Genomic DNA, 23,795 nt, shown 5'->3' on the forward strand with positions numbered 1-23,795 from the left:
ATATAGTTTTTTATAGGGTTCATAGATTGAACCGGTACTTTAGGAGTGACAGGCTATTCGGCGGGATGGTCATGTTGGAATGGTACGCATTTAGAAGGAGGTCTATTATGACACTAGCAACAGAAATCGCATCACACTTATTGGATATTAAGGCAGTTCATCTGCGTCCAGAAAAGCCATTTACATGGGCATCAGGTATCAAATCCCCTATCTATACAGATAATCGTATTACACTATCTTATCCTGAAACTCGAAATTTGATTGAAGATGGCTTTGTGCAACGTATTGAAGAAGAATTTCCTGAGGTTGAGGTGATTGCCGGAACTGCCACAGCAGGTATTCCTCATGGTGCTATCATTGCAGATAGGATGAATTTGCCATTTGCATATATCCGTAGCAAACCAAAAGACCATGGTGTAGGGAATCAATTAGAGGGTCGCATCGTCAAGGGACAAAAAATGGTTGTCGTTGAAGACCTGATTTCTACTGGAGGGTCTGTTCTAGATGCCGTAGCAGCAGCTGAGCGTGAAGGCGCTGACGTTATTGGTGTTGTGGCAATCTTTACCTATGAATTGCCAAAGGCAGATCGTAATTTTGATAATGCTGGCGTGAAATTGGTGACGCTTAGCAATTATTCAGAGTTAATCAAGGTCGCAAAAGTACAGGGATATATCAATGCAGATGGTTTGAATCTGCTTAAAAAGTTCCGTCAAAATCAAGAAACTTGGCAGGAAGACTAGATTTAAAACGAGCCCACGCACGATTTCTGGGAACTTATCCTGTAAAATGGTATAATAGTCTCTAACGTATTTTGAGAATACAATAATTGACCGTATGAGGAGAAATAGATGATTTCAGTTATCGTGCCTTGTTTTAATGAAGAAGAGGCAATTCCCTATTTTTACGATGCTATGGAGAAAGTTCGTAAGGAGATGGGGGAACAATTTGAGTATATTTTTGTCAATGATGGTTCAAAGGATAGGACACTAAAGGTTTTACGCCAATTGTCTGGTCAAGACCGAGCTGTTCGCTATCTTTCCTTTTCAAGGAATTTCGGGAAAGAAGCTGCTCTCTATGCAGGTCTACAAGCTGCGCAAGGTGGGCTAGTGACCGTCATGGATGTTGATTTACAAGATCCACCTGAAATGTTGATGGAAATGAAGGATATGTTGGATGGAAATCCAGATTTAGATTGCGTTGGAACCCGTCGTGTCAGTCGAGATGGTGAGCCACCGATTCGTAGCTTTTTTGCAAAATTATTCTACAAATTGATGAATAAAATCAGCCAGGTCGAGGTAGTAGACGGTGCCCGTGATTTCCGTCTCATGCGTCGTCACATGGTAGATGCCATTCTATCTGTGTCTGAATACAATCGCTTTTCGAAAGGAATTTTTGCTTGGGTTGGATTCGAGACAGAATACTTGCCCTATGAAAATGTTGAGAGGGTCGCTGGCGAAACTAGTTGGTCTTTCTGGAAATTGCTTTCTTATTCTATTGAAGGAATCATCAATTTTTCAGATACACCTTTGAATATTGCCTCCTATACAGGTTTCTTCACCTTCCTATTGTCGCTAGTTCTAATGGTCTTTGTGGTTTTCAAAACCTTGGTGTTCGGAGATCCTACAATTGGCTGGCCGTCGACTATTTGTATCATCCTATTTTTGGGAGGTCTGCAGTTGATGACCATTGGTATTCTCGGTAAATATTTGGCAAAAGTTTTCTTGGAAACGAAGAAACGTCCGATTTATATTGTTAAAGAGAAAAGTTCAAACTAGGAGCAGTTTATGGAACATTCAGCTTGGCACGAATTGATAAAGGCACAGTTGCCAGAGCATTATTTTGGTAAAATCAATCAGTTTTTAGATCATGTTTATGCTAGTGGAACCATTTATCCGCCTCGTGAGAAGGTATTTGCTGCCATTCAAACAACGGATTTGGAAGAGGTTAAAGTAGTTATTTTGGGACAGGATCCCTATCACGGACCTGGTCAGGCACAGGGCTTGTCATTTTCTGTTCCGAACTCGGTACCAGCTCCGCCATCTCTTCAAAACATCTTAAAAGAATTGACGGATGATATTGGCGTCAAACAAGATCATGATTTGACAGCATGGGCGGAACAAGGTGTGCTTTTGCTCAATGCTTGTTTAACTGTGCCAGCAGGTCAGGCCAATGGACATGCAGGGCAAATCTGGGAGCCTTTTACGGACGCTGTTATTAAGGTGGTCAATAGCTTAGACCAGCCTGTTGTCTATATTCTTTGGGGTGCTTATGCTCGCAAGAAAAAGGCGTTGATAACCAATCCAAAACATCTGGTTATCGAATCTGCTCATCCAAGCCCTCTTTCAGCCTATCGAGGTTTCTTCGGAAGCAAGCCCTTCTCACAAGCAAATGCCTACTTGACTTCACAAGGCAGAACAGGAATTGATTGGCTGCGACAGTAGATGGTAATGGCTTTGGTACTACAAAGGAGAATATGAATGTTATTAGTGAAAAATGGTCGTGTATTGGATCCGCAATCCGGTTTAGACAAGGTTTGCGACATCTTGATGGACGGAAGTAAGATTGTTAAGATTGCGGAGTCGATTTCAGAAGATGCTGAGCAAGAAGTGATTGATGCGACAGGATTAGTCGTTGCTCCTGGTTTGGTTGATGTTCATGTGCATTTTCGGGAGCCTGGTCAGACCCATAAAGAAGATATTCATACAGGAGCTCTTTCTGCAGCAGCGGGTGGTTTTACTTCTGTTGTCATGATGGCAAACACTAATCCGACGATTTCAAATGTTGAAACCTTAAAAGAAGTATTGGATTCCGCTAAAAAAGAAGCTATTCACATTTATAGTGTGGCAACCATTACAGATCATTTCGACGGTCAAAATCTGACCGATTTTCCTGCTTTGCTAGAAGCTGGAGCGGTGGCCTTTTCGGACGACGGTATTCCTTTGACAAATGCTGGCGTGGTTAGAAAAGCTATGAAATTAGCCAAAGAGCAGGGCTGTCTCATCAGTCTGCATGAAGAAGACCCTGACCTGAATGGTGTCTTGGGACTCAACGAGCAAGTAGCTGAAAAACATTTTCATGTTTGTGGTGCAACTGGCGTGGCAGAATACAGCATGGTTGCGCGTGATGTTATGATTGCCTATGAAACAGGTGCGCGTGTCCATATCCAGCATCTATCCAAAGCCGAGTCGGTCAAGGTGGTTGAATTTGTTCAAGGTCTCGGAGCAAACGTCACGGCAGAAGTCGCACCTCAACATTTTTCACGAACTGAGGACTTACTTCTAACAAAAGGTGCCAATGCTAAAATGAATCCGCCACTACGATTAGAAAGTGATCGCTTGGCTGTGATTGATGGGTTGAAATCTGGTGTTATCTCTGTCATTGCGACGGACCATGCACCTCATCACGCAGATGAGAAAAATGTAGAGGATCTTACGCAAGCTCCTTCAGGAATGACAGGCTTGGAAACCTCGCTTTCACTTGGTTTGACGCATCTGGTGGAAGAAGGGCATCTGACCCTCGTGCAATTGTTGGAGAAAATGACTATTAATCCAGCCAAGCTCTATGGTCTTGATGCTGGCTATCTTGCTGAAAATGGCCCAGCTGATCTTGTTATTTTTGACCCAAATGCAAATCGGTTGGTCACAGCGGATTTTACCTCGAAGTCTGCTAATTCTCCGTTTGTTGGTGATAGTCTGAAAGGACAGGTCCTTTACACCATTGCAAATGGACAAATAGTATTTGGTAAATAGGAAATGGAGGCTGGGCAAAAAGCTTAACCTCGCTTCTCAGGGTTCGTGTCAACATCTCAGCGCAGTGGTTGATTGGGTTTAACAGTCCAGTGGACTGTTAAAGGTTGGAGATAGGATTTGCGAAGCAAATCTCAGCAATTCGTGTTTTACACTCCAAATCTGACCTCTACGACTGATGCGAACAGAGTTCGCCTTATCTCCAACCTCAAACTGTCTCCCAGACAGTTTGAGCTGTGCGGGGGTGGGAGTGAAACAGTCTGGGGATAGACTGTTTCAGCTCAACAACTTAAAACGAAAAATTGTTGACGAACTCTTTTTTGACCAGTCGAGTTCTTTCCCGCTCCCTTATTTCGAACCTTTTTGACATGTAAGCGATTTTAATGTTTTTGTTTTTTGATAAAAAGTGTATAATAGAGATATAAAAAATGCCGAAGAAAGGTCTATTTATGAAAAAGAAAAAAATCTTGTTGCCTGTAATGTCCACACTCTTGTTGGCGCCATTTGTTTTAGCTCAACAAGTACAAGCTGCTGAAACAACGACTGCAGCTACGACAACCAATCAGCCAGCAACGTCAGTTGAAAATGTAGCAACGGAGGAAACTGTTGTTCCTGCTGCGGAAGAAACAGTAGAGGCAGTCATTATCCACACAAACGACGTTCACGGTCGCATTCTTGAAGAAAAGAATGTCATCGGTGACGCTAAGGCTGCAGCAGTCATTGAAGAAGAACGTGCCAAAGTAGAAAATACAATTGTAGTAGATGCTGGTGATGCCTTCCAAGGACTTCCAATTTCCAACTCTACAAAAGGTGAAGACCGCGCCAATATCATGAACCAAGTCGGCTATGATGCAATGGCTGTTGGTAACCATGAATTTGACTTTGGGATGGATCAAGCAATCAAGTACAAAGAAACCTTGAACTTCCCGCTATTGAGTGCTAACACTTACGTTAATGGCGCTCGTGTTTTTGAAGCTTCAACTATTGTCGATAAAACTCCAACTGTTGTAGGCGATGAATTTGTAGTTATCGGTGTAACAACACCTGAAACTGCTACAAAAACCCATCCTAAAAATGTTGAGGGAGTAATATTTACCGACCCAGTCACAGAAGTCAATAAAGTGATTGACGAAGTGGAAGCGCGTGCTCTAGCAGATAATCGTGTTTACAAGAACTATATCATTCTAGCTCACCTAGGTGTTGATTCTACAACACCTGTTGAATGGAGAGGTTCAACTCTTGCTGAAGCACTTTCTAAAAATAGTAAATTAGCTGGTAAACGTGTTATTGTTATCGATGGTCATTCCCACACGGTAGAAGCGACTACCTATGGAGAAAACGTTACTTATAATCAAACAGGCTCTTACTTGAACAATATCGGTAAAGTAACCTTGAAATCCGATAAGTTATTGGGTGAAGCTAGCTTGATTTCTGCTGCGGATACTAAAAATGTGACGCCAAATGCTAAAATCGCAGCCTTGGTTGATGAAATTAAAGCAAAATATGAAGCTGAAAATGCTCAAGTAGTTATTGAAAATAACCCAGTAGAATTAAACGGAGACCGCTCAAACGTGCGTGTTCGTGAAACCAACTTGGGGAATGCAGTGGCGGATGCGATTTATGCCTATGGTCAAACAGGATTTTCAAACAAAACTAGCCTTGCTGTGACTAACGGTGGTGGTCTACGTGCAACAATTGCTAAAGATCAGCCTGTTACAAAAGGTGATATTATTGCAGTCTTGCCATTTGGTAACATTGTTTCTCAAATCACTGTGACTGGTCAGCAAATTTATGATATGTTTACCAAGTCTTTATCATCTACATTGCAAGTGAATCCAGAAACTGGCGAGATGCTTTTAGATGAAAATGGTATGCCGCTCTTTGAAGCTAGTGGTGGATTCCTACACATTTCAGGAGCAAATGTATTCTACGATCCAACCCTTCCTGTAGAAGAACGTGTTCTTCTTATCGGTATTCTTAATCCAGAGACTGGCGAATATGACGCCTTGGATCTTGAAAAAACGTACTATTTAGCAACAAATGACTTCCTTGCTGCTGGTGGTGATGGCTACACAATGCTTGGCGGAGCACGTGAAGAAGGTCCTTCAATGGACAGCGTCTTTGCTGAATACCTAAAGACAGCTGACTTATCAGCTTATGAGGTTGTCAACCCATATTCACGTATCATTCCTGTAAATTCAAGCATTGATACGGATGAAGATGGCTACCCAGACTTTATCGAAATTTTATTGGATACTGAGCCAGAAAATCCAGCCTCAAATCCAGAAACTGTTCCAGCTGAAAATACGGATTCACCATCTAATCAAGCGCAAAATACTTCAGCAACGGACAAGAAGGCCCCAGTTGATTCTCCTAAAGTAGGAGATAAAAAATCAGAAGTAGCAAGTCCAGTAAAAACTACAAAAGCAGGAGTCTTGCCAAATACTGGTGATCAGATGAATCTGACGCTCAGCCTGTTTGGTTTAGGTCTTGCAGGACTGGCCATGGCAGTAGGTCGTAGAAAAGAAAATTAATCAATCATCTGAAAACAGGGTCTTCGGACTCTGTTTTTGACTGGAGGAAACATGCAAACTGTATTTCAATATCAAAAAGAGGGGGATCGTGAGCAGATTAGTTCTTACGTTCTGCTTAGCAACTCCCCGCGTCGTAAACAATTATTGGGATTTTTACAACCACAAATCGCATCAGTTGAAGTGGATGAGCGTGGTATCGAAGAACATTTTATGAAACAATTCGCTACAGACGATTTTCTCACTCGAGCTGCAAAAACTTGTTGTGAAATTTCCAAAGCCAAATCGGACATGGATTTGGTAACTGGTCATCTCTACATTTCTGCGGATACAATCGTCGTGTCAGATGGGCAAATTTTTAACAAGCCTCAAGATTTGACAGAAGCTGAAACCATGTTACGTTCCTATTTTGGAAAGAGTCATCACGTTGTAACCTCTGTCTGCCTACGGACAAGACACTCACTGGATGTTTTTTATACGGTTGCACAGATTGATTTTGTCGACTATTATCCAGCCCTTGAAGAGGTTATTCAATCATATATCCGTTAAAAGCAGCCACTCGACAAGGCAGGTGCATACGGTATTCAGGAGCTGGATCCACGCTTTGTGGCGGGCATTTCAGGGGATGTTCACACCATTATTGGTCTACCTGTAGCCGAAGTTTCCCGCAGGATTTTTTCTGAAGAAGGTTTTGAAAAATAGCAGAGCTCAATAGCTAGTTTGTGGTATAATAGTGGTCGAAAAGGAGAGTTTATGACCGTCGACATTGAAAGATACAAGCAATTGGCCCAGCAGAAGCAAGGAGAACATCGAAAATTTCTAGCAAATTTGAAGAAAAAAGCACCTAAAAATTTGGATAGAATTGTTCAAGATATTCATGCCGAAGTATTTTCTGAAATCGACTGTACAGAGTGTGCCAACTGTTGTAAAACGTTGGGACCACTCTTTACAGAAGCAGATATTACCCGAATTGCCAAGCATTTGCGCATGAAACTTCCAGTTTTTGAGGATATGTATTTGCGTGTGGATGAGGACGGAGATAAGGTGTTTCAATCCATGCCCTGTCCCTTCCTTGGAGGCGATAATCTATGTAGTATCTATGATGCTCGTCCCAAAGCCTGTCGAGAATTTCCGCATACTGACCGCAAGAAGATTTATCAAATCAATAATTTAACAATAAAAAATACTCTGATTTGTCCCGCAGCCTATCTCTTTGTCGAAAAGTTACGGGAGAGAATTTAAGGGGAACAAGTAAGACAAAATATTGATTTTCTGCTATAATAATAAAAAAACAAGCCGTTTTTACGGCTTTTTTCAATGAATCATATTTAGGAGGACCCCATGGCAATTATTCAATGGTTTCCGGGCCACATGTCAAAAGCTCGCAGGCAGGTGCAGGAAAACATCAAGCACGTTGATTTCGTGACCATTTTGGTCGATGCCCGCCTGCCCCTATCCAGCCAGAACCCCATGCTGACAAAGATTGTTGGAGACAAGCCCAAGCTCATGATTCTCAACAAGGTCGATTTGGCAGACCCTGTCCGTACGAAAGAATGGCAGAGCTACTTTGAAGGTCAGGGCATTCGTACCCTTGCTATCAACTCAAAAGAGCAAGCGACGGTGAAAAAAGTGACCGACGCAGCCAAGAGCCTGATGAAAGAGAAAATTGAACGCCTCCGCCAAAGAGGCATTCAAAAAGAAACCCTGAGGACCATGATTATCGGTATTCCAAACGCAGGGAAATCTACCCTCATGAACCGTCTGGCTGGTAAGAAAATCGCCGTTGTCGGCAACAAACCAGGTGTGACTAAGGGGCAGCAGTGGCTTAAATCTAACAAGGACCTTGAAATCCTTGATACGCCAGGAATTCTTTGGCCTAAGTTTGAGGACCAGGAAGTTGGACTTAAGTTGGCTCTGACAGGAGCCATTAAGGATCAGCTCTTGCCCATGGACGAAGTGACTATTTTCGGTCTGGATTACTTCAAAGCCAATTACCCAGAACGCCTCCAAGAGCGATTCAAGGGCATGGATTTGGAGCAGGAAACGCCTGAACTTATTATGGACTGGACAAAAAAACTGGGCTTCCGTGATGATTATGACCGTTTTTACAACCTCTTTGTCAAGGACGTTCGGGATGGGCGTTTAGGTACCTATACATTAGACAGGGTGAGTGACTTAGATGGCAACGATTAAGGAAGTGACTGCTCTGCTGGCTCAGGTAGACAGTCTGGACAGTCCAGTCTGGGACCAACTATCTCAGGATGAGCGAGCAGGGGTTCAGGCTGCTATTAAGAAACGCCGTAAGGAGCTGGAAAAAGAAGCAGCAGAAGATGCTCGCTTAGAAGCTATGCTATCTTACGAAAAAGCCCTTTATGAAAATGGGGTGGAGTTCATCGCTGGTATCGACGAAGTCGGCCGAGGGCCTCTAGCAGGTCCTGTGGTGGCAGCGGCAGTTATCTTGCCCAAGTGCTGTAAAATTCGCTACCTCAATGACTCCAAGAAAATCCCCAAGTCCAAGCACGAGGCTATCTACGAAGAAGTGATGGAGCGAGCGGTGGCAGTCGGTGTAGGCGTCAAAGATGCGGCTGTCATCGACCAGGTCAACATCTATGAGGCGACCAAATTAGCCATGTTGGAAGCTTTGGGGCAGTTGAGCCAAGAGCCTGAACACCTTTTGATAGACGCTATGAAGTTGGATACACCCCTACCGCAAACTTCTATCATCAAGGGAGATGCCAATAGCCTATCTATCGCAGCTTCCTCTATCGTTGCCAAGGTGACGCGGGATAAGATGATGGCGGACTATGACAAGGGGTTCTCAGGCTACGGTTTCGCCAAGAATGCTGGCTATGGAACGGCAGAGCATTTAGAAGGCTTGAACAAGCTAGGCATCACGCCCATTCACCGTAAGACCTTTGAGCCCATTAAGACAATGCTAGCAGGAGGGAAATCGTCGTGACGGTCTTTTTCTGGCTTTTACTAGCTTCCAGCGGATTATTTGCCCTTCTTTATTTCTGGGAGCGACGGTCGATTTTTATCTCCCTGTTTGCTTTGAACATCCTCGTCTGGGCCTTGGCATGGATTATCTCAACAGGCATTCTCGAAAACAATGAAATCTTGCGTTTATTGGCAATCGCTCTGGCAATGGTATTGGCTCTAGCCTTCTTAAGTGGTCCATTTGTCTTGCTGATTACCCTCTATCTGAACGGTTTTCGGATTTTGAAGCGAGAAGGTGTCCGTTTTCATAACTTTTTGTCTTTAGGATTAGCTATCGGCTTAACTTTCTATCTCTTTATCGCGCCATCTGTGGCAAGCTCCCTTTCTGGTATCAGTTTTTTCAATATGGTGTTTGTCTATGTTGGATTCTTAGTGTCCTATGCCATTATCATCAGTATGCTTTATACGACATCTAGCTTTGTCAATTTGGTCAATCTTTTCCCTGGGAAGCTTGATTATGTGGTGGTGCTTGGAGCTGGATTGATTGGTGATAAGGTGACGCCACTTTTGGCTTCGCGGATTGAAAAAGGCATAGCGATCTACCAGAAACATCCTGGCAGTAAGCTCATCATGTCAGGCGGACAAGGACCTGATGAACTCATAGCTGAAGGTCAAGCTATGGCAAATTATGCCTTGGAGAAAGGAGTGCCTGCTGAAGACATTCTCATCGAAAACCAATCAACCAACACAGAAGAAAATTTGAAATTTTCCTATGCCCTAATGAAACCTGGTAGTCGATTTGCCCTTGTAACCAATTACTATCATGTTTTCAGAGCTCTGCTATTGGCCCGAAAACTGAAAATCAAATGTATCGGCTATGGAGCAAAAACCAAATTTTACTTTAGCCTTAATGCCTTTATTCGGGAATTTGTTGGCTATGTAGTCATGAGCCGAAAGGTGCATTTGGTGTTTTTAGGTATCATGTCAGTTCTTTATCTGCTTGGTATGATCATCAGTTTAATGTAGTAAAAACAGCCTCTAGTTTTCTAGAAGCTGTTTTCTTATAGCATAAAATAGACAATGGCCATGTATTGCAGTGCTGAAGCCAATAGGATAAAGAGATGCCAAATCATGTGGAAATAAGGCTTTTTCTTAGAATAAAAGATAGCACCTACGGTGTAGGATAAGCCACCAGCCAGCATCAAAATTCCGAAAATAAGTCCAGTTTTTTGAAGAATGGCTGGCAAGATAAAGACCACCAACCAGCCCATAAAGAGATAGAGAAATAGGCTGAATTTTTCGTTTATTTTTTTAGCAAAAATTTTATAGAGTATACCGAAAATAGTCAATCCCCATTGCAAACCAACAATCAGATAGCCCAGCCAACCACCGACCAAGGAAAGGGCAACAGGTGTGTAGCTCCCAGCGATAGCGATGTAAATCATACTATGGTCAATAATCCTCAGGATGTATTTGTGAGTAGAAGCATAGGGCATGGAGTGGTAGATGGAAGAGGATAGGAACATGAGAAATAGGCTGATGACAAAAATGGACATGCCGACTACTGCTGTCACGTTATAATCTTGAAAAGAATGGATAGCAGTAATAGGGAGTAAAATCAGCATAAACAAGGCCCCAACTGCATGTGTCACACTATTTGCGACTTCTTCACCAAATGAAAGCTTTAAACTTAATTTCAAACTAGGATTCATGATATTTCCTTTCTAACTCAACAGTGAGTTGACGGGTTTTGTAGTAGAGTTTGATGGATTGACAAGCGTAGCGAATGATGTCAGGTGTTTTTTCGTTTTCCTCGTTTCGCATGCAGTCAACAAAATGATTGTAGAGTGTTTCAGAACTGTTTGTCTGGAGAAGAAGATGTAAGGTCTGACTGATTTCTTGAATGGAAAAGACATTTTTTAAGATAGTCAAGGCAATCAAGCGGGCTACTTGTTGTTTTTGGTATTTTTTCTTAACAGGTTTTTCGAGCTGCTTGTGCTTGACATAGTTGTTTATCATGGCAGCCGTCAATACTCTTCGAAAATCAACATTATCCGTTGTCAACTTGCCTTGATGAACCCCAGTTCTATCATTGGCTTCGTTTCCTAGGCTACTGTTGATTTTCATTGAGTATAAACTCTTCTGTTCAAGGCTTTCCTGAGAATTGACTACTTGATTAACATACAGCAGAACTTGGTCCAAATAGAGGTCTAAGTCTGGTAGTTCATGCCAGTAGGGGATAGTTTGTTTCATGATTATCTACTCTCTTTTATCTAGTAATGATAACTAGATTATATAATTTTTAAAAAATAAAGTAAAGAAAAAGGATGCTTCCTTTCCGAAATACCCTTATTTCACAATCAATCCGTCCCAAGCCTCCATGCCACCTGCAATATCATTTGCCTTAAATCCCTTAGATGACATGATTTCTCTGGCCAGCTTGCTACGTTTTCCGCTCTTACAGATGAGGAGATAGTGTTGGTCGACTGGTCCATCAAATGCGGCAATCCGATCCATGGGACAATTAATAGCACCACCAATATGACCAGCTGAATATTCTTCTGGGTCACGAACATCTAGCAATTGCACCGATTCAGTTTGTATCAACCCAAGCAATTCTGTAGCAGTCAAAGTTATAGTTTGTTCATGTTTTTCTTGCATGCTTCCCTCTTTCGTTGGTTTAAATTAATAAGAACAATACCAAATCTTAGCTGGACTTGTCAAGAAAGATTGACTTTTAGAATAAGAAATCCTATGATATGTATTAAGAAGAAAATAGGAGCAGAAGTATGCCAACAGAAAAAGAAAAGATGATAGCTGGGCAATTTTATATGGCAGCAGATGCTGAATTGAGAGAGATGCGAATCTTTGCCCGCCAACAGATGAAAAAATTTAACGAAGAACTAGATGGACAAGTCCGCTCTGTGCGATTGAAGAACTGGTTTGGAACTACAGGCCAACGCATCTATATGGAGCCAAATTTCTATTGTGACTACGGTAGCAATATTCATGTTGGTGAGGATTTTTACGCTAATTTCAACTGTACCATGTTGGATGTTTGTCCCATTACCATTGGGAAAAATGCCATGCTTGGTCCAAATGTACAGTTGTTAACTCCTATTCATCCACTGGATCCTGATGAACGAAATTCTGGTTTGGAATATGGAGCTCCAATTACCATTGGTGATAATTTCTGGGCTGGCGGTGGGGTGACAATCTTACCTGGCGTGACCTTGGGCGATAATGTCGTTGTTGGAGCTGGAGCAGTTGTTACCAAATCATTCGGTGATAATGTCGTTTTGGCTGGCAATCCTGCGCGTGTTATCAAAGAAATACCTAAAAAATAATTTCTTCGGGAGAATTTTTTCTTTGCCTTGCGAATAGACTAGATGAGGTGAAGAAAATGAATAATTTTGAATTGTTTAAATGGAAAAAAGCAGGTTTGACCAATCTTAATATTAATAAAGTTTTGGCCTATCAAGATTTACATGGTAAAAAATTGACCTTGCGCAATATCGCTGTCGTATCCGAATGTAAAAATCCAGTGTTATTTATGGAAAACTATAAAAATTTGGATATCAAATCTTGTCGGGAAGAATTTAACAAGTTTCCTTCTTTTTCGATTTTGGATGACATCTATCCTTTGGCGCTCAAACAGATTTACAATCCACCTGTACTTTTGTTTTATCAAGGGGATTTAGAATTGCTGGAAAAATCAAAGCTGGCAGTTGTTGGTACACGAAATGCCAGTAAAAATGGTATCCAATCTGTTCAGAAAATTATCAAGGAACTAAATAATCGCTTTGTTATTGTCAGTGGTTTGGCAAGGGGAATTGATACAGCTGCTCATATTGCTAGCCTGAAAAATGGTGGGCAAACCATTGCCGTTATTGGAACAGGTTTGGATAAGATTTATCCAAAAGAAAATAAGGATTTGCAGACCTATATTGGAAAACACCATTTGGTGCTGACAGAGTATGAAGCTGGTGCTCAGCCTCTCAAATACCATTTTCCAGAACGCAATCGCATTATAGCTGGTTTGGTGGAAGGATTGGTAGTCTGCGAGGCAAAAATGCGGTCTGGCAGCTTGATTACTTGTGAACGTGCCTTGGAAGAAGGCAGAGAAGTCTATGCTATTCCAGGTTCCATTATGGATGGGAAATCAGATGGATGTCATCATTTGATTCAAGAGGGAGCAAAGTGCGTTACATCAGGATTGGACATCATTTCTGAGTATCAATTTTAAAACAAGTCTTCCTATAGGAAAATAAATAGCTTGACACTGACTGAAAAATAGTATATTCTTTGTGAGGTTAAAAATATTTGTAAGGTATAAGAATGGCTACAAAAACAGTTAGTAAGAAAAAAACGACAACCAAGAAAAATCTCGTTATTGTAGAGTCGCCTGCTAAGGCAAAAACAATCGAAAAATATCTTGGTAAAAATTATAAGGTCGTTGCTTCAGTAGGTCATATCCGTGATTTGAAAAAATCCAGTATGTCTATTGACTTCGATAACAACTACGCACCTGAATATATCAATATCCGCGGAAAAGGTCCGCTTATCAATTCCTTGAAGAAAGAGGCAAAAAATGCCAAACAAGTCTTTCTGGCAAGTGACCCGGACCGTGAAGGAGAAGCTATTTCATGGCATTTGGCTCATATTTTGGGCCTTGATGAAAATGACAAAAACCGTGTTGTCTTTAATGAAATTACAAAAGATGCTGTCAAAAATGCCTTTAAGGAGCCACGTGCCATCAATCATGATTTGGTTGATGCCCAACAGGCTCGCCGTGTTCTAGACCGTATTGTAGGGTACTCCATATCACCTATTTTATGGAAGAAAGTCAAAAAAGGTCTGTCAGCAGGACGTGTTCAATCGGTTGCGCTCAAATTAATAATCGACCGTGAAAATGAAATCAGCAATTTCAAACCAGAAGAATATTGGACAATTGATGCAACCTTTAAAAAGGGGAGCAAGAAATTCCAAGCCAGCTTTTATGGCTTAGATGGAAAAAAAGTCAAGGTTGAAAACAATGAGCAGGTTAAAGAAATTCTCGCCCGACTTGATGGGGATGATTTCTTAGTAGAACAGGTTGAGCGTAAGGAACGCAAACGAAATGCACCTCTGCCTTACACAACTTCTACTATGCAGATGGATGCAGCTAATAAAATCAATTTCCGTACTCGTAAAACCATGATGGTTGCTCAACAACTTTATGAGGGTGTCAGTCTTGGCACAGGTGGTACCCAAGGTTTGATTACCTATATGCGTACGGATTCAACACGTATTAGCCCTGTTGCACAAGCACAAGCTGCTGACTTTATCACGGAGCGTTTTGGTGCTACCTATTCAAAGCATGGTAATAAAGTAAAAAATGCCAGTGGTGCACAAGATGCCCACGAAGCCATTCGTCCATCAAATGTTAACTTAACACCTGAATCAATTGCAAAATATCTGGACAAGGACCAGTTGCGACTATATACACTGATTTGGAATCGTTTTGTCGCAAGTCAGATGGCTGCAGCAGTTTTTGATACCATGAGTGTTCGTTTGGGTCAAAATGGAGTGATTTTTGCTGCTAATGGTAGCCAAGTAAAATTCGATGGTTATATGGCTGTCTATAACGACGCTGATAAAAATAAAATGTTGCCAGATATGGAACAAGGTGACACGGTGGTGCGCGCGTCAACAAATCCAGAACAACACTTTACTCAGCCACCAGCTCGCTACTCTGAAGCAACCTTAATTAAAACATTAGAAGAGAATGGTGTAGGTCGCCCATCTACGTATGCACCAACGATTGAAACCATTCAAAAACGTTACTATGTTAAGCTTGCAGCTAAGCGATTTGAACCAACTGAACTCGGAGAAATCGTTAATAAGCTGATTGTTGAATTCTTCCCAGATATTGTCAATGTCAAATTTACAGCCGATATGGAACAAAAATTGGATGATGTAGAAATCGGGAAAGAGCAGTGGCAGAAGGTCATTGACGGTTTCTATCAGCCATTCAAGGTAGAATTATCTAAGGCAGAAGAACAGATGGAAAAAATCCAAATTAAGGATGAACCAGCTGGCTTTGACTGTGATGTTTGTGGACATGAAATGGTTATTAAATTAGGACGTTTTGGGAAATTCTATGCATGTAGCAATTTCCCAGACTGTCGCAATACCAAGCAAATCACTAAAGAAATCGGTGTGACTTGTCCGGTTTGTCAAAAAGGGCAAGTGATTGAACGCAAGAGTAAACGTAATCGTCTTTTCTATGGTTGCGATCGCTACCCAGAGTGTGAATTTACTTCTTGGGACAAGCCAGTCGGGCGTTCTTGTCCGAAATGCGACCACTATCTCGTTGAGAAAAAAGTTCGTGGTGGTGGTAAACAAGTTGTCTGCCCAAATGGTGACTACGAAGAAGACAAGATTAAATAAGATTAAACTGCTATTCTCAAGGGAATGGCAGTTGTTTTTTTATAGTCATGTTAGTTTATCTTAGCTTACTTCGACAAGCGAGGAAACTTCGTTTCCTTATTTTCAACTTTAAACGAGGCTGGTCAAAAAGTCCAAAGTCACTTCTCAGTGCAGTGGTTGATTGGGTTTAACAGGCCAGTGGAGTGAAACTGTTCAGTGAACTGTTTCAGCCTGAGCTTAGAAATGAAAAAATCGAGGTAAAAAGGTTGGAGATAAGATTTGCGAAGCAAATCACAGCAATTCGTGTTTCACATTCCAAGTCTGACCTCTACAACTAAAACTAACTAAACGGCACTGCTGCTTGAAAAAAATTGAAAAAAATATTAAAAAAATAGGAGAAAAGTCTTGCATTATTGAAAATACTGTGTTATGATAATTGAGGTTTGAAAAAACTGACCTAAGACAGTAGGGGAGCTAGACTCGTAAACATCCTACCGAGGCACAAAACGATTATTGAAATAAACGTATTTGTACTTTCGTGTCTAGGTTTAGGTGCGATTTTTTTGTGCCTAGCCCAAAATAAAAACGGAGGTAAAAAAATGAGTGAAGCTATTATCGCTAAAAAAGCGGAATTAGTAAATGCTGTTGCTGAGCAAATGAAAGCTGCAACATCTATCGTTGTTGTAGACGCTCGTGGTTTGACAGTAGAACAAGATACAGTTCTTCGTCGTAACTTGCGTGGTGCAGAAGTTGAGTACAAAGTTATCAAAAACTCAATCTTGCGTCGTGCTGCTGAGCAAGCTGGTCTTGAAGGTCTTGCAGAATTGTTTGTAGGTCCATCTGCAGTTGCATTCTCAAACGATGCAGTTGCTCCAGCTAAAACAATTTACGATTTCGCGAAAACTGCTGATGCTCTTGAAATCAAAGGTGGTGCTGTAGAAGGTAAAGTTTCTTCTAAAGAAGAAATCGAAGCACTTGCTACATTGCCAAACCGCGAAGGCATGCTTTCTATGTTGCTTTCTGTACTTCAAGCGCCAGTTCGCAATGTTGCATACGCTGTCAAAGCTGTTGCAGAAAAAGAAGACGCAGCTTAATGCGTCAGAGCGTAGCTGCTTAGTGCTACAAACTATTTAAAAACCTAAATTGGAGGAAAATCACAATGGCATTGAACATTGAAAACATTATTGCTGAAATTAAAGAAGCTACTATCCTTGAGCTTAACGACCTTGTTAAAGCTATCGAAGAAGAATTTGGTGTAACTGCGGCTGCTCCTGTAGCTGTTGCTGCAGCTGGTGGTGCTGCTGAAGAAGCTAAAGACTCATTCGACGTTGAATTGACATCTGCTGGCGACAAAAAAGTTGGCGTTATCAAAGTTGTACGTGAAATCACTGGTCTTGGTCTTAAAGAAGCTAAAGAGCTTGTTGACGGTGCACCAGCTATGGTTAAAGAAGGCGTTGCAACTGCAGAAGCTGAAGAAATCAAAGCTAAATTGGAAGAAGCAGGCGCTTCAGTTACTCTTAAATAATATATTAGAGTATATTTGGAGTGAGAAACCAAGTAATAAGGCTTTTAACGCCTTTATGGTGATTTAAATTGGTTTGGAATCATTTGATTCCCCACCACAAACCCCACCACGATTAAACGTGGTGGGGTTTTATAATATTTTAGATTATTGAGCAATCAGAAAATTCTGGTTGCTTTTCTTTTTGAAGAATGATGTAGGAGGTGTGTATGAACGCACTATTGTTTGATGAGCGACCAATAGTCGCAAATCCTGTCTTGGCCAGAGAAATTGGATTGAACGAGGCTATCGTCCTTCAACAAATTAACTTTTGGCTAGAAATAAATAAACAGAATGGGAAGAACTACCATGATGGAAAATACTGGACTTATAATTCTATTCGGGCTTGGCATGAGTCCGATTTTTCTTACCTAAGTTATGAAACTGTAAAACGGACATTTTCAAAACTAGAAAAAGCCGGCTATTTATTTACGGGGAATTACAATAAAGATCCAAGGGATAAAACAAAATGGTATTCATTGAACTATGACAAAATTTTCACATTAGAGGAGGAGGTAAAGCAAAAGAGAAATAACGTAGCAAGTAAAGTTTTAGAAAAGGCAGATGAGAATGATGTTACCAATGCATTGGGTCAAAATGACCCAATGGAAAAGTTCAAATTGAACCAATGCAATAATTCAGAAAGAACCAATGGATTGGTTCAAACTGAACCAATGCAAAGTGTCAATATGAGCCAACCATTACCAAATAATACTTCAAATAATACAACAGATAATACTTCATTTTATATCAATCAATTTATCGAAGTGGAGGATGAGCTAGAAAAATTAAAAAAACAAGTTCAGTATGACATATTGAAAGAATCAGGTTGTGTTGAGAAATTATGTGAATGGGATGAGGTGCTACCTATCATTGCTGATGTGTTTTACCAAAATGAAGGCACAATCTCTATCAATCAAATGAGATTGCCGATAAATTTTGTAAAAGAACGTTTTAGACAATTAAATATGCACCATATTGACTATATCTGTGAGTGTTTGTCAAAGGTAGATTCTAACATTCGTAATATCAGAGCCTATATTCTAACAACAGCATTTAATGCACCTCAAACAATAGGTGCTTATTATTCAAACCAAGTAAAACAAGATTTTGGAGGAAGTATTTTATGATTTCAAAAATAAGTAAATTTTGCCTACGTAAATTAACGATTGGATTGGTTTCACTCTCCATTGGTTTCATTAGCGTAAATTCTATTATTCTTAGTCCTAATAATTTATTCACAGTTTATGCTAATGAAGTAGCATCTCATCGAAATGATATAGCTGGGAGTAGTAAAGAATGGGGGACTTTAGCTGGGAATCAATTCATTATTGATTATTCAAATACGAGTTTTGAAGTTTCTAAAGCAGCACATTCTAGTCTTTCGGAGAATTATCATGCTATCCGTATTCCTGAAACTTATCCTTACAAATTATTTGTCAATGGACAGCCAAAGACATTATCTGATTTAAAGCGTGACAAAATAGGTCAACTAACTGCTGTTATAGATGGCAGAGAAGTACCTTTGCTTGACTACGGTATGGTAGAGTATCAGATGAATCGCTACCTAGGTAAGGATATTTATAATATTTACGGTAGTCTATCATATACTGCATACGCATTTCTTACAACTCGCACTTCCCACCATGGATACTTTGAATTAACAGAAGCAGATAACGTAAGGGATGTTAGTGGTCAGTTAGTAACTGGATTCTTTCAAACACCTGAGTACCGAGATATGGCATCTGCCTATCATAAATCAAATTCAGGATACTTAAAAGTACAAGTGGGTGATCAAGAACTTTCTACGAATATTATTAACGGTCGATTGAATGGACTGAAAACTGCTAAACAACATTTTTATCTAGTATCAAATGGTGAATTTTCAATGGATCCACAAACTGGAAAACCAATGAAACAATTAAGGGAACTAACTGAAGATGAAGTTCAACAGTTGAAAGTAACTGAAACAAAGGTAAACTCAGAAATTGAATTTGACGTAAATGGTAAAACATATCAGACAACTGGTCGATTAAATTTTTGGAAAAACTCGACTATTAATCCATTAAAAACACGACTTGCAGTTATGTCAATTGGTGATGGAAATAATATACATGGTTTTGATTTGTATGCCTCAAACAACAATTACATCGAAGTTGTAGAAAAGATATCGGAAGAGCCCTCAATTCCTGAGTCTATTTCTAAAATGATTGAATTTGTTACTGAAGACGGCGAAAAGGTAAGTGATGGGCCATCAATTACTGGTAACAAAGGAGAAGAAGTCACATTAGAGATTACCCCACCGAATGGATATACATTTGTTTCAATACCTCCTACAAGTATTGTTCTGGAGGACAGTAATCCTTTTCAAATCATTGTTAATGAGAATACAGGTCAGGAAACATTAGAAAGAGTAGAAGAGATAGATTACCGTGTTATTCGACAAGAAAATCCTGATATGTATGTTGGAGATGAAATTATAGTTAGAAAAGGAATAAGAGGCACAAAGACTATTCAAGATATTTTTGAAACAAAAAAAGGTATCAGAACGGATAAGCTATTAAGCTCAAGTGTTATTTCTGAGACTGCCCCAAGTGATGAAATAATTCACTACGGCACAAAAGCGATTGAAGGCGAGGAAATTATCACAAGAACTGAAATTACACCATTTAATATCATCGAGGAGGTAGATACAAATCTATACGAAGGTGAAATTGTAACAATAGTCGAGGGTCAAAACGGTGAGTTTACTTTTCACGATTATTACCGGACAATTAAAGGTACAAAAGAACTCGCCCCTTTCAAATCAGAAGCTAAGGAAAATAAGCCTAAAATTGATAAGGTCGTAAAAATTGGGACCAAGCAAATTGAAGGTGAGGTAATAGAAAAATCAAGCGAGAAGATTCCATTTGGAATGATTATTGAAGAAGATAATTATTTATTTGAGGACGAACGTGTCGTTATTAGAGAAGGAGTCCCTGGAATTGTAGATGTGGTAACAACATATAGAACTAGTAAGGGTGAAAAAATCGGAGAGCCAATCAATGTTCAGTCATTTATTCAACGTGAAGCAGTTGATGAATTGGTCAAGGTTGGTACAAAGCCTATAAATACCACTTCTAAAGTTGAGAATTTGAATGAAATTCCGTTTACTGTTGTGAAAGAGTATGATGATAGCCTTGAAGAAGGTGTTGAGAAGATAATCCAAGTTGGGAAAAATGGACAGAAAAAAATTATTGTGACAACAAATTATGTACGTGGGATACAAGGTGGCGAATCTATCGTAGAAGAAATTCCGATTGAAGAGCCACAGAATCAAGTTATCCTAGTAGGAACAAAAACATTACAGAAAGAGTCCCCTTCTCCAAATAATGATAATACAGACAGTCAGACTAAGATAGTTATTCCATCATCTGATGATAATCTTCCTAAAGTGCCAAAAATACCAAATAATCCGCAGAGTGATACAGAAAAACCAATCGAGAAAGTAACTAAAGATAGTTCAGAAATTAATCAGAAAGATTCTAGTCAGACTGATGAAAATAAAAGTAAAACTACAACAAAATTGGATAGTAACACTACAAATAATACAAATGGTTCAAAATTGCCAGAAACTGGAGAAACACTTGTAAGTCCTCTGTTGATTATCATCAGTAGTATTTTTTGTTTATTTACTTCATTGGGGATGATTATTTGGAAGGGACGGAAATCAAATGATTAACGAGGAGGTTGGCAATCGTCTTGTAACACTAAATCTAAGGTTAGCAAAAAGTTCCGCCAAAATGATAATTGCAGCTTTAAAGCTAGTTATTAAAGAAGCTGAATCAAAAAAATTATCAGTCAAACAATACATATCTCAAAAAAGTTTACAGGGGGAAGTTCCCTTAAAAGATTTAGTTGGAAAGGGAACGTTAGAAAATTTGCCTATGAAACAGCCTGAACTTCTTGAATTGAAAAAGGAACTAAATAAGCATGGTGTTCGATTCTCGGTATTGAGGAATAAGGAGAATAAACAGTTTGAGGTGTTTTTTCAGGCTAAAGATACGGCTGTCTTAGAACATTCTTTTAAGCAGGCAGTTGAACGTGCAGAGAGAAAAACAAAAATTAAGCAGTCAACTCTTAAGAAAATAGAACAATATCAAAAATCACTTGGCCAACATATCATAAAACCAAAAATCAAACAAAAACATCAGGAACAATCCTTGTAGGAGGTGGTAGGATTGAAGTATTAAAACAAATCAAACAAGATATACTCAATATTATTCACTTAGGAGATAGGAGATTACTCGCAAAGAGTTTATTACCCTATCTCCTATTTTTGTATCTCGGTACCTGTCTAGGACATCATGTCAATAACTTTTCTGATGGGGATTTCCTTGATAGGTTATTTCAAGCAATCCTAGAAATTGAAACGATGCGGTGGATATTCTTTCCTAGTCTTGATGAAATAATAACTGGCTTAACCTTGTCAGTTGTTGTTGGAATAGTACTTTATTTTAGAAAAAAGAATGCAAAAAAGTTTAGGAATGGAGTGGAATATGGGTCTGCCAGATGGGGTGATAGGAAAGATATTCAGCCATATGAAGATCCAGTATTCGAGAATAATATTCTTTTGACAGATAGTGAGAAATTAACCATGAATTCTCGACCGTCGAATCCAAAGTTTGCTCGGAATAAAAATATCTTGGTTGTAGGAGGGTCTGGTAGTGGAAAGACAAGATTTTTTGTGAAGCCGAATCTAATGCAAATGCATTCTAGTTACTGTGTCACAGATCCAAAAGGAACAATCGTTCTTGAATGTGGCAAGATGTTGGAAAAAAATGGCTATCAGATAAAAATACTGAATACTATTAACTTCAAAAAGTCAATGAAATATAATCCTTTCGCTTATATAAAAAGTGAGAAGGATATTCTTAAACTAGTTCAAACTATTATAGCCAACACCAAGGGAGAGGGAGAAAAAGCGGGAGAAGATTTTTGGGTCAAAGCCGAGAAACTCTACTATACAGCCTTGATTGGTTATATCTACTATGAAAGTCCAAAAGAAGAACAAAACTTTAATACCTTATTGGCCATGATTGATGCTAGTGAAGTTCGTGAAGATGATGAAAATTTCAAGAATGCCATTGATTATTTATTTCTGGCCTTGGAAAGAAGAAAACCACATCACTTTGCGGTCAAGCAATACAAAAAGTATAAACTAGCAGCGGGTAAAACTGCCAAATCTATTCTCATATCCTGTGGAGCTAGATTGGCACCGTTTGATATTCAAGAGTTGCGAGAACTTATGAGTGATGATGAGTTGGAGTTGGATACTCTGGGAGATAGAAAAACTGCCCTATTTGTCATCATTTCTGATACAGATGACACCTTTAACTTTGTAGTGTCCATCATGTATTCTCAGTTATTTAATTTACTTTGCGATAAAGCAGACGATGTTTATGGTGGTCGACTACCAGTCCATGTTCGCTGTCTTCTGGACGAATTTGCAAATATTGGTTTAATTCCGAGATTTGAAAAGTTAATTGCTACAATTCGTTCTCGTGAAATTTCCGCGGCAATCATTCTTCAAGCGAAATCTCAATTGAAAGCCATATATAAGGATAATGCTGACACAATTATTGGAAACTGTGATACCGAGTTATTTCTTGGAGGAAAAGAAGGTACTACGCTAAAAGAATTGGCTGAAAACTTAGGTAAAGAAACTATTGAACTCTACAATACAAGTGAAACCAGATCCAATCAGAAATCATTTGGTCTTAATTACCAAAAACTCGGAAAGGAGTTAATGTCCAGAGATGAGTTAAAAGTGATGGATGGAGGGAAATGTATCCTGGAGATTCGTGGGACACGGCCATTTTATTCTGATAAGTATGATATTACTAAGCATAAGCATTACAAATTATTAGAGGATTTTGATAAGAGAAACAAGTTTGATATTGAGGCCTATCTCAAGAATAGAGGCCAAGCCAAACTGTCTGAGAATACTAGAATTATTCAGTTGTAGGAGGTATCTGATGAGGATTAGAGAACCGCCAATATTTTTTATATAGATTTAGAAAATCATAGAAAGAGGAAAATTATGGAACATGAAATGATTAATATTAATGCTCATCTTGTCAAAGATGTCGTTTTTTCTAGCTTTGAAACTGAGGAGGGTATCGTCCCAGTTGTAAATTTCTCACTAGTAAAAAAATACGGAAAGGGTAAGGAATACACTAATTGTTCTGCCTATGGCGACAAGGTAGAAATTGCAAAAGAATTTGAAAAAGGTGACCTCATCCATGTATTTGGTTACTTCAAGGAAAATCGAAAAGGTGATAAAGTCTACAAGAATTTTATCGTAAAATCAATGAATAAAATTGAAACAGAACAAATGGAGGAAGAGTAATGGATTTTTTTACACAAGGCGTTGATGTCTTAAAAACGTTGGTAATTGCTATTGGTGGTGGTTTAGGTGCCTGGGGTGTTATCAACCTCATGGAAGGTTATGGTAATGATAACCCTGGAGCAAAGTCACAAGGTATTAAGCAACTAATGGCTGGTGGAGGTATTGTGTTAATTGGTTTAAAACTAATCCCGCTTCTTGCTAACTTAATCCAGTAGGAG

At 39.6% G+C, this 23,795-nt stretch carries 23 protein-coding genes and 1 pseudogene; 21 read left to right on the forward strand and 3 right to left on the reverse strand.

Translation table 11 applies throughout. The features are described 5' to 3' along the window. Positions 1–107 precede the first annotated feature (107 nt). The 10 genes and pseudogenes from CWM22_05975 (at position 108) to CWM22_06020 (ending at position 10,240) form a co-directional block, all read left to right on the forward strand. Positions 108–740, forward strand: a complete 633-nt coding sequence (locus tag CWM22_05975; protein AUC91468.1) for an orotate phosphoribosyltransferase — start codon at positions 108–110, stop codon at positions 738–740. A 108-nt stretch (positions 741–848) separates the two neighbouring features. After that, positions 849–1,775, forward strand: a complete 927-nt coding sequence (locus CWM22_05980) for a glycosyltransferase (protein AUC91469.1) — start codon at positions 849–851, stop codon at positions 1,773–1,775. A 9-nt stretch (positions 1,776–1,784) separates the two neighbouring features. Beyond that, positions 1,785–2,441: a uracil-DNA glycosylase gene (locus CWM22_05985; protein ID AUC91470.1), complete on the forward strand. Its 657-nt coding sequence runs from the start codon at positions 1,785–1,787 to the stop codon at positions 2,439–2,441. Positions 2,442–2,477: 36 nt separating this feature from the next. After that, entirely contained in the window at positions 2,478–3,749 is a 1,272-nt protein-coding gene (locus CWM22_05990) for a dihydroorotase (protein ID AUC91471.1), read from the forward strand. A gap of 425 nt (positions 3,750–4,174) precedes the next feature. Beyond that, positions 4,175–6,280 carry a bifunctional metallophosphatase/5'-nucleotidase gene (locus CWM22_05995; protein AUC91472.1) on the forward strand — a complete coding sequence of 702 codons (2,106 nt, stop codon included), beginning with the start codon at positions 4,175–4,177 and terminating at the stop codon, positions 6,278–6,280. Between the two features lie 51 nt (positions 6,281–6,331). Further along, positions 6,332–6,979 (forward strand): annotated as a pseudogene (locus CWM22_06000) (septum formation protein Maf). Positions 6,980–7,030: 51 nt separating this feature from the next. Continuing rightward, on the forward strand, positions 7,031–7,519 hold the full coding sequence (locus CWM22_06005) for a YkgJ family cysteine cluster protein (protein ID AUC91473.1): 489 nt from the start codon (positions 7,031–7,033) through the stop codon (positions 7,517–7,519). A gap of 99 nt (positions 7,520–7,618) precedes the next feature. Continuing rightward, positions 7,619–8,470 carry a ribosome biogenesis GTPase YlqF gene (locus CWM22_06010; GenBank protein ID AUC91474.1) on the forward strand — a complete coding sequence of 284 codons (852 nt, stop codon included), beginning with the start codon at positions 7,619–7,621 and terminating at the stop codon, positions 8,468–8,470. Next, entirely contained in the window at positions 8,457–9,236 is a 780-nt protein-coding gene (locus CWM22_06015) for a ribonuclease HII (protein AUC91475.1), read from the forward strand. Before CWM22_06010 ends, CWM22_06015 begins: the two co-directional genes overlap by 14 nt. Next, positions 9,233–10,240 carry a YdcF family protein gene (locus CWM22_06020; protein AUC91476.1) on the forward strand — a complete coding sequence of 336 codons (1,008 nt, stop codon included), beginning with the start codon at positions 9,233–9,235 and terminating at the stop codon, positions 10,238–10,240. Before CWM22_06015 ends, CWM22_06020 begins: the two co-directional genes overlap by 4 nt. A gap of 35 nt (positions 10,241–10,275) precedes the next feature. On the opposite strand, the gene CWM22_06025 is transcribed toward CWM22_06020, so the two are convergent. The 3 genes from CWM22_06025 to CWM22_06035 all read right to left on the reverse strand — a co-directional run bounded on the left by CWM22_06025 (position 10,276) and on the right by CWM22_06035 (position 11,875). Beyond that, on the reverse strand, positions 10,276–10,926 hold the full coding sequence (locus tag CWM22_06025; protein ID AUC91477.1) for a hemolysin III: 651 nt from the start codon (positions 10,924–10,926) through the stop codon (positions 10,276–10,278). Continuing rightward, positions 10,916–11,467 carry a DUF1836 domain-containing protein gene (locus CWM22_06030; protein ID AUC91478.1) on the reverse strand — a complete coding sequence of 184 codons (552 nt, stop codon included), beginning with the start codon at positions 11,465–11,467 and terminating at the stop codon, positions 10,916–10,918. Before CWM22_06030 ends, CWM22_06025 begins: the two co-directional genes overlap by 11 nt. 96 nt (positions 11,468–11,563) lie before the next feature. Further along, positions 11,564–11,875, reverse strand: coding sequence for a rhodanese-like domain-containing protein (locus CWM22_06035; GenBank protein ID AUC91479.1), 312 nt, complete (start codon positions 11,873–11,875; stop codon positions 11,564–11,566). Between the two features lie 128 nt (positions 11,876–12,003). On the opposite strand from CWM22_06035, the gene CWM22_06040 reads away from it, so the two are divergent. From CWM22_06040 to CWM22_06090, 11 genes are all read left to right on the forward strand, one after another. Next, positions 12,004–12,561 carry a sugar O-acetyltransferase gene (locus CWM22_06040; GenBank protein AUC91480.1) on the forward strand — a complete coding sequence of 186 codons (558 nt, stop codon included), beginning with the start codon at positions 12,004–12,006 and terminating at the stop codon, positions 12,559–12,561. 56 nt (positions 12,562–12,617) lie between these two features. Then, positions 12,618–13,460, forward strand: a complete 843-nt coding sequence (gene dprA / locus CWM22_06045; protein ID AUC91481.1) for a DNA-protecting protein DprA — start codon at positions 12,618–12,620, stop codon at positions 13,458–13,460. 92 nt (positions 13,461–13,552) lie between these two features. Beyond that, positions 13,553–15,646, forward strand: coding sequence for a type I DNA topoisomerase (locus CWM22_06050; protein ID AUC91482.1), 2,094 nt, complete (start codon positions 13,553–13,555; stop codon positions 15,644–15,646). A 578-nt stretch (positions 15,647–16,224) separates the two neighbouring features. Continuing rightward, positions 16,225–16,719 (forward strand): 50S ribosomal protein L10, encoded by a 495-nt coding sequence (locus tag CWM22_06055; GenBank protein AUC91483.1) that lies wholly within the window; start codon positions 16,225–16,227, stop codon positions 16,717–16,719. Between the two features lie 65 nt (positions 16,720–16,784). Next, complete coding sequence (locus CWM22_06060; GenBank protein ID AUC91484.1) at positions 16,785–17,150, forward strand: 50S ribosomal protein L7/L12; 366 nt, start codon at positions 16,785–16,787, stop codon at positions 17,148–17,150. A 206-nt stretch (positions 17,151–17,356) separates the two neighbouring features. Beyond that, positions 17,357–18,316 (forward strand): conjugal transfer protein, encoded by a 960-nt coding sequence (locus tag CWM22_06065; GenBank protein AUC91485.1) that lies wholly within the window; start codon positions 17,357–17,359, stop codon positions 18,314–18,316. Next, positions 18,313–20,907, forward strand: a complete 2,595-nt coding sequence (locus tag CWM22_06070) for a hypothetical protein (protein ID AUC91486.1) — start codon at positions 18,313–18,315, stop codon at positions 20,905–20,907. Before CWM22_06065 ends, CWM22_06070 begins: the two co-directional genes overlap by 4 nt. Further along, positions 20,900–21,394 (forward strand): PcfB family protein, encoded by a 495-nt coding sequence (locus tag CWM22_06075; protein AUC91487.1) that lies wholly within the window; start codon positions 20,900–20,902, stop codon positions 21,392–21,394. The genes CWM22_06070 and CWM22_06075 overlap by 8 nt, the downstream gene beginning before the upstream one ends. A gap of 11 nt (positions 21,395–21,405) precedes the next feature. Beyond that, positions 21,406–23,193 (forward strand): conjugal transfer protein TraG, encoded by a 1,788-nt coding sequence (locus CWM22_06080; protein ID AUC91488.1) that lies wholly within the window; start codon positions 21,406–21,408, stop codon positions 23,191–23,193. 75 nt (positions 23,194–23,268) lie between these two features. Then, positions 23,269–23,577: a single-stranded DNA-binding protein gene (locus CWM22_06085; protein AUC91489.1), complete on the forward strand. Its 309-nt coding sequence runs from the start codon at positions 23,269–23,271 to the stop codon at positions 23,575–23,577. Then, positions 23,577–23,792, forward strand: coding sequence for a conjugal transfer protein (locus CWM22_06090; protein ID AUC91490.1), 216 nt, complete (start codon positions 23,577–23,579; stop codon positions 23,790–23,792). Before CWM22_06085 ends, CWM22_06090 begins: the two co-directional genes overlap by 1 nt. Positions 23,793–23,795 lie beyond the last annotated feature (3 nt).

This window comes from Streptococcus suis (assembly GCA_002831545.1).
GTDB lineage: Bacteria > Bacillota > Bacilli > Lactobacillales > Streptococcaceae > Streptococcus > Streptococcus suis_P.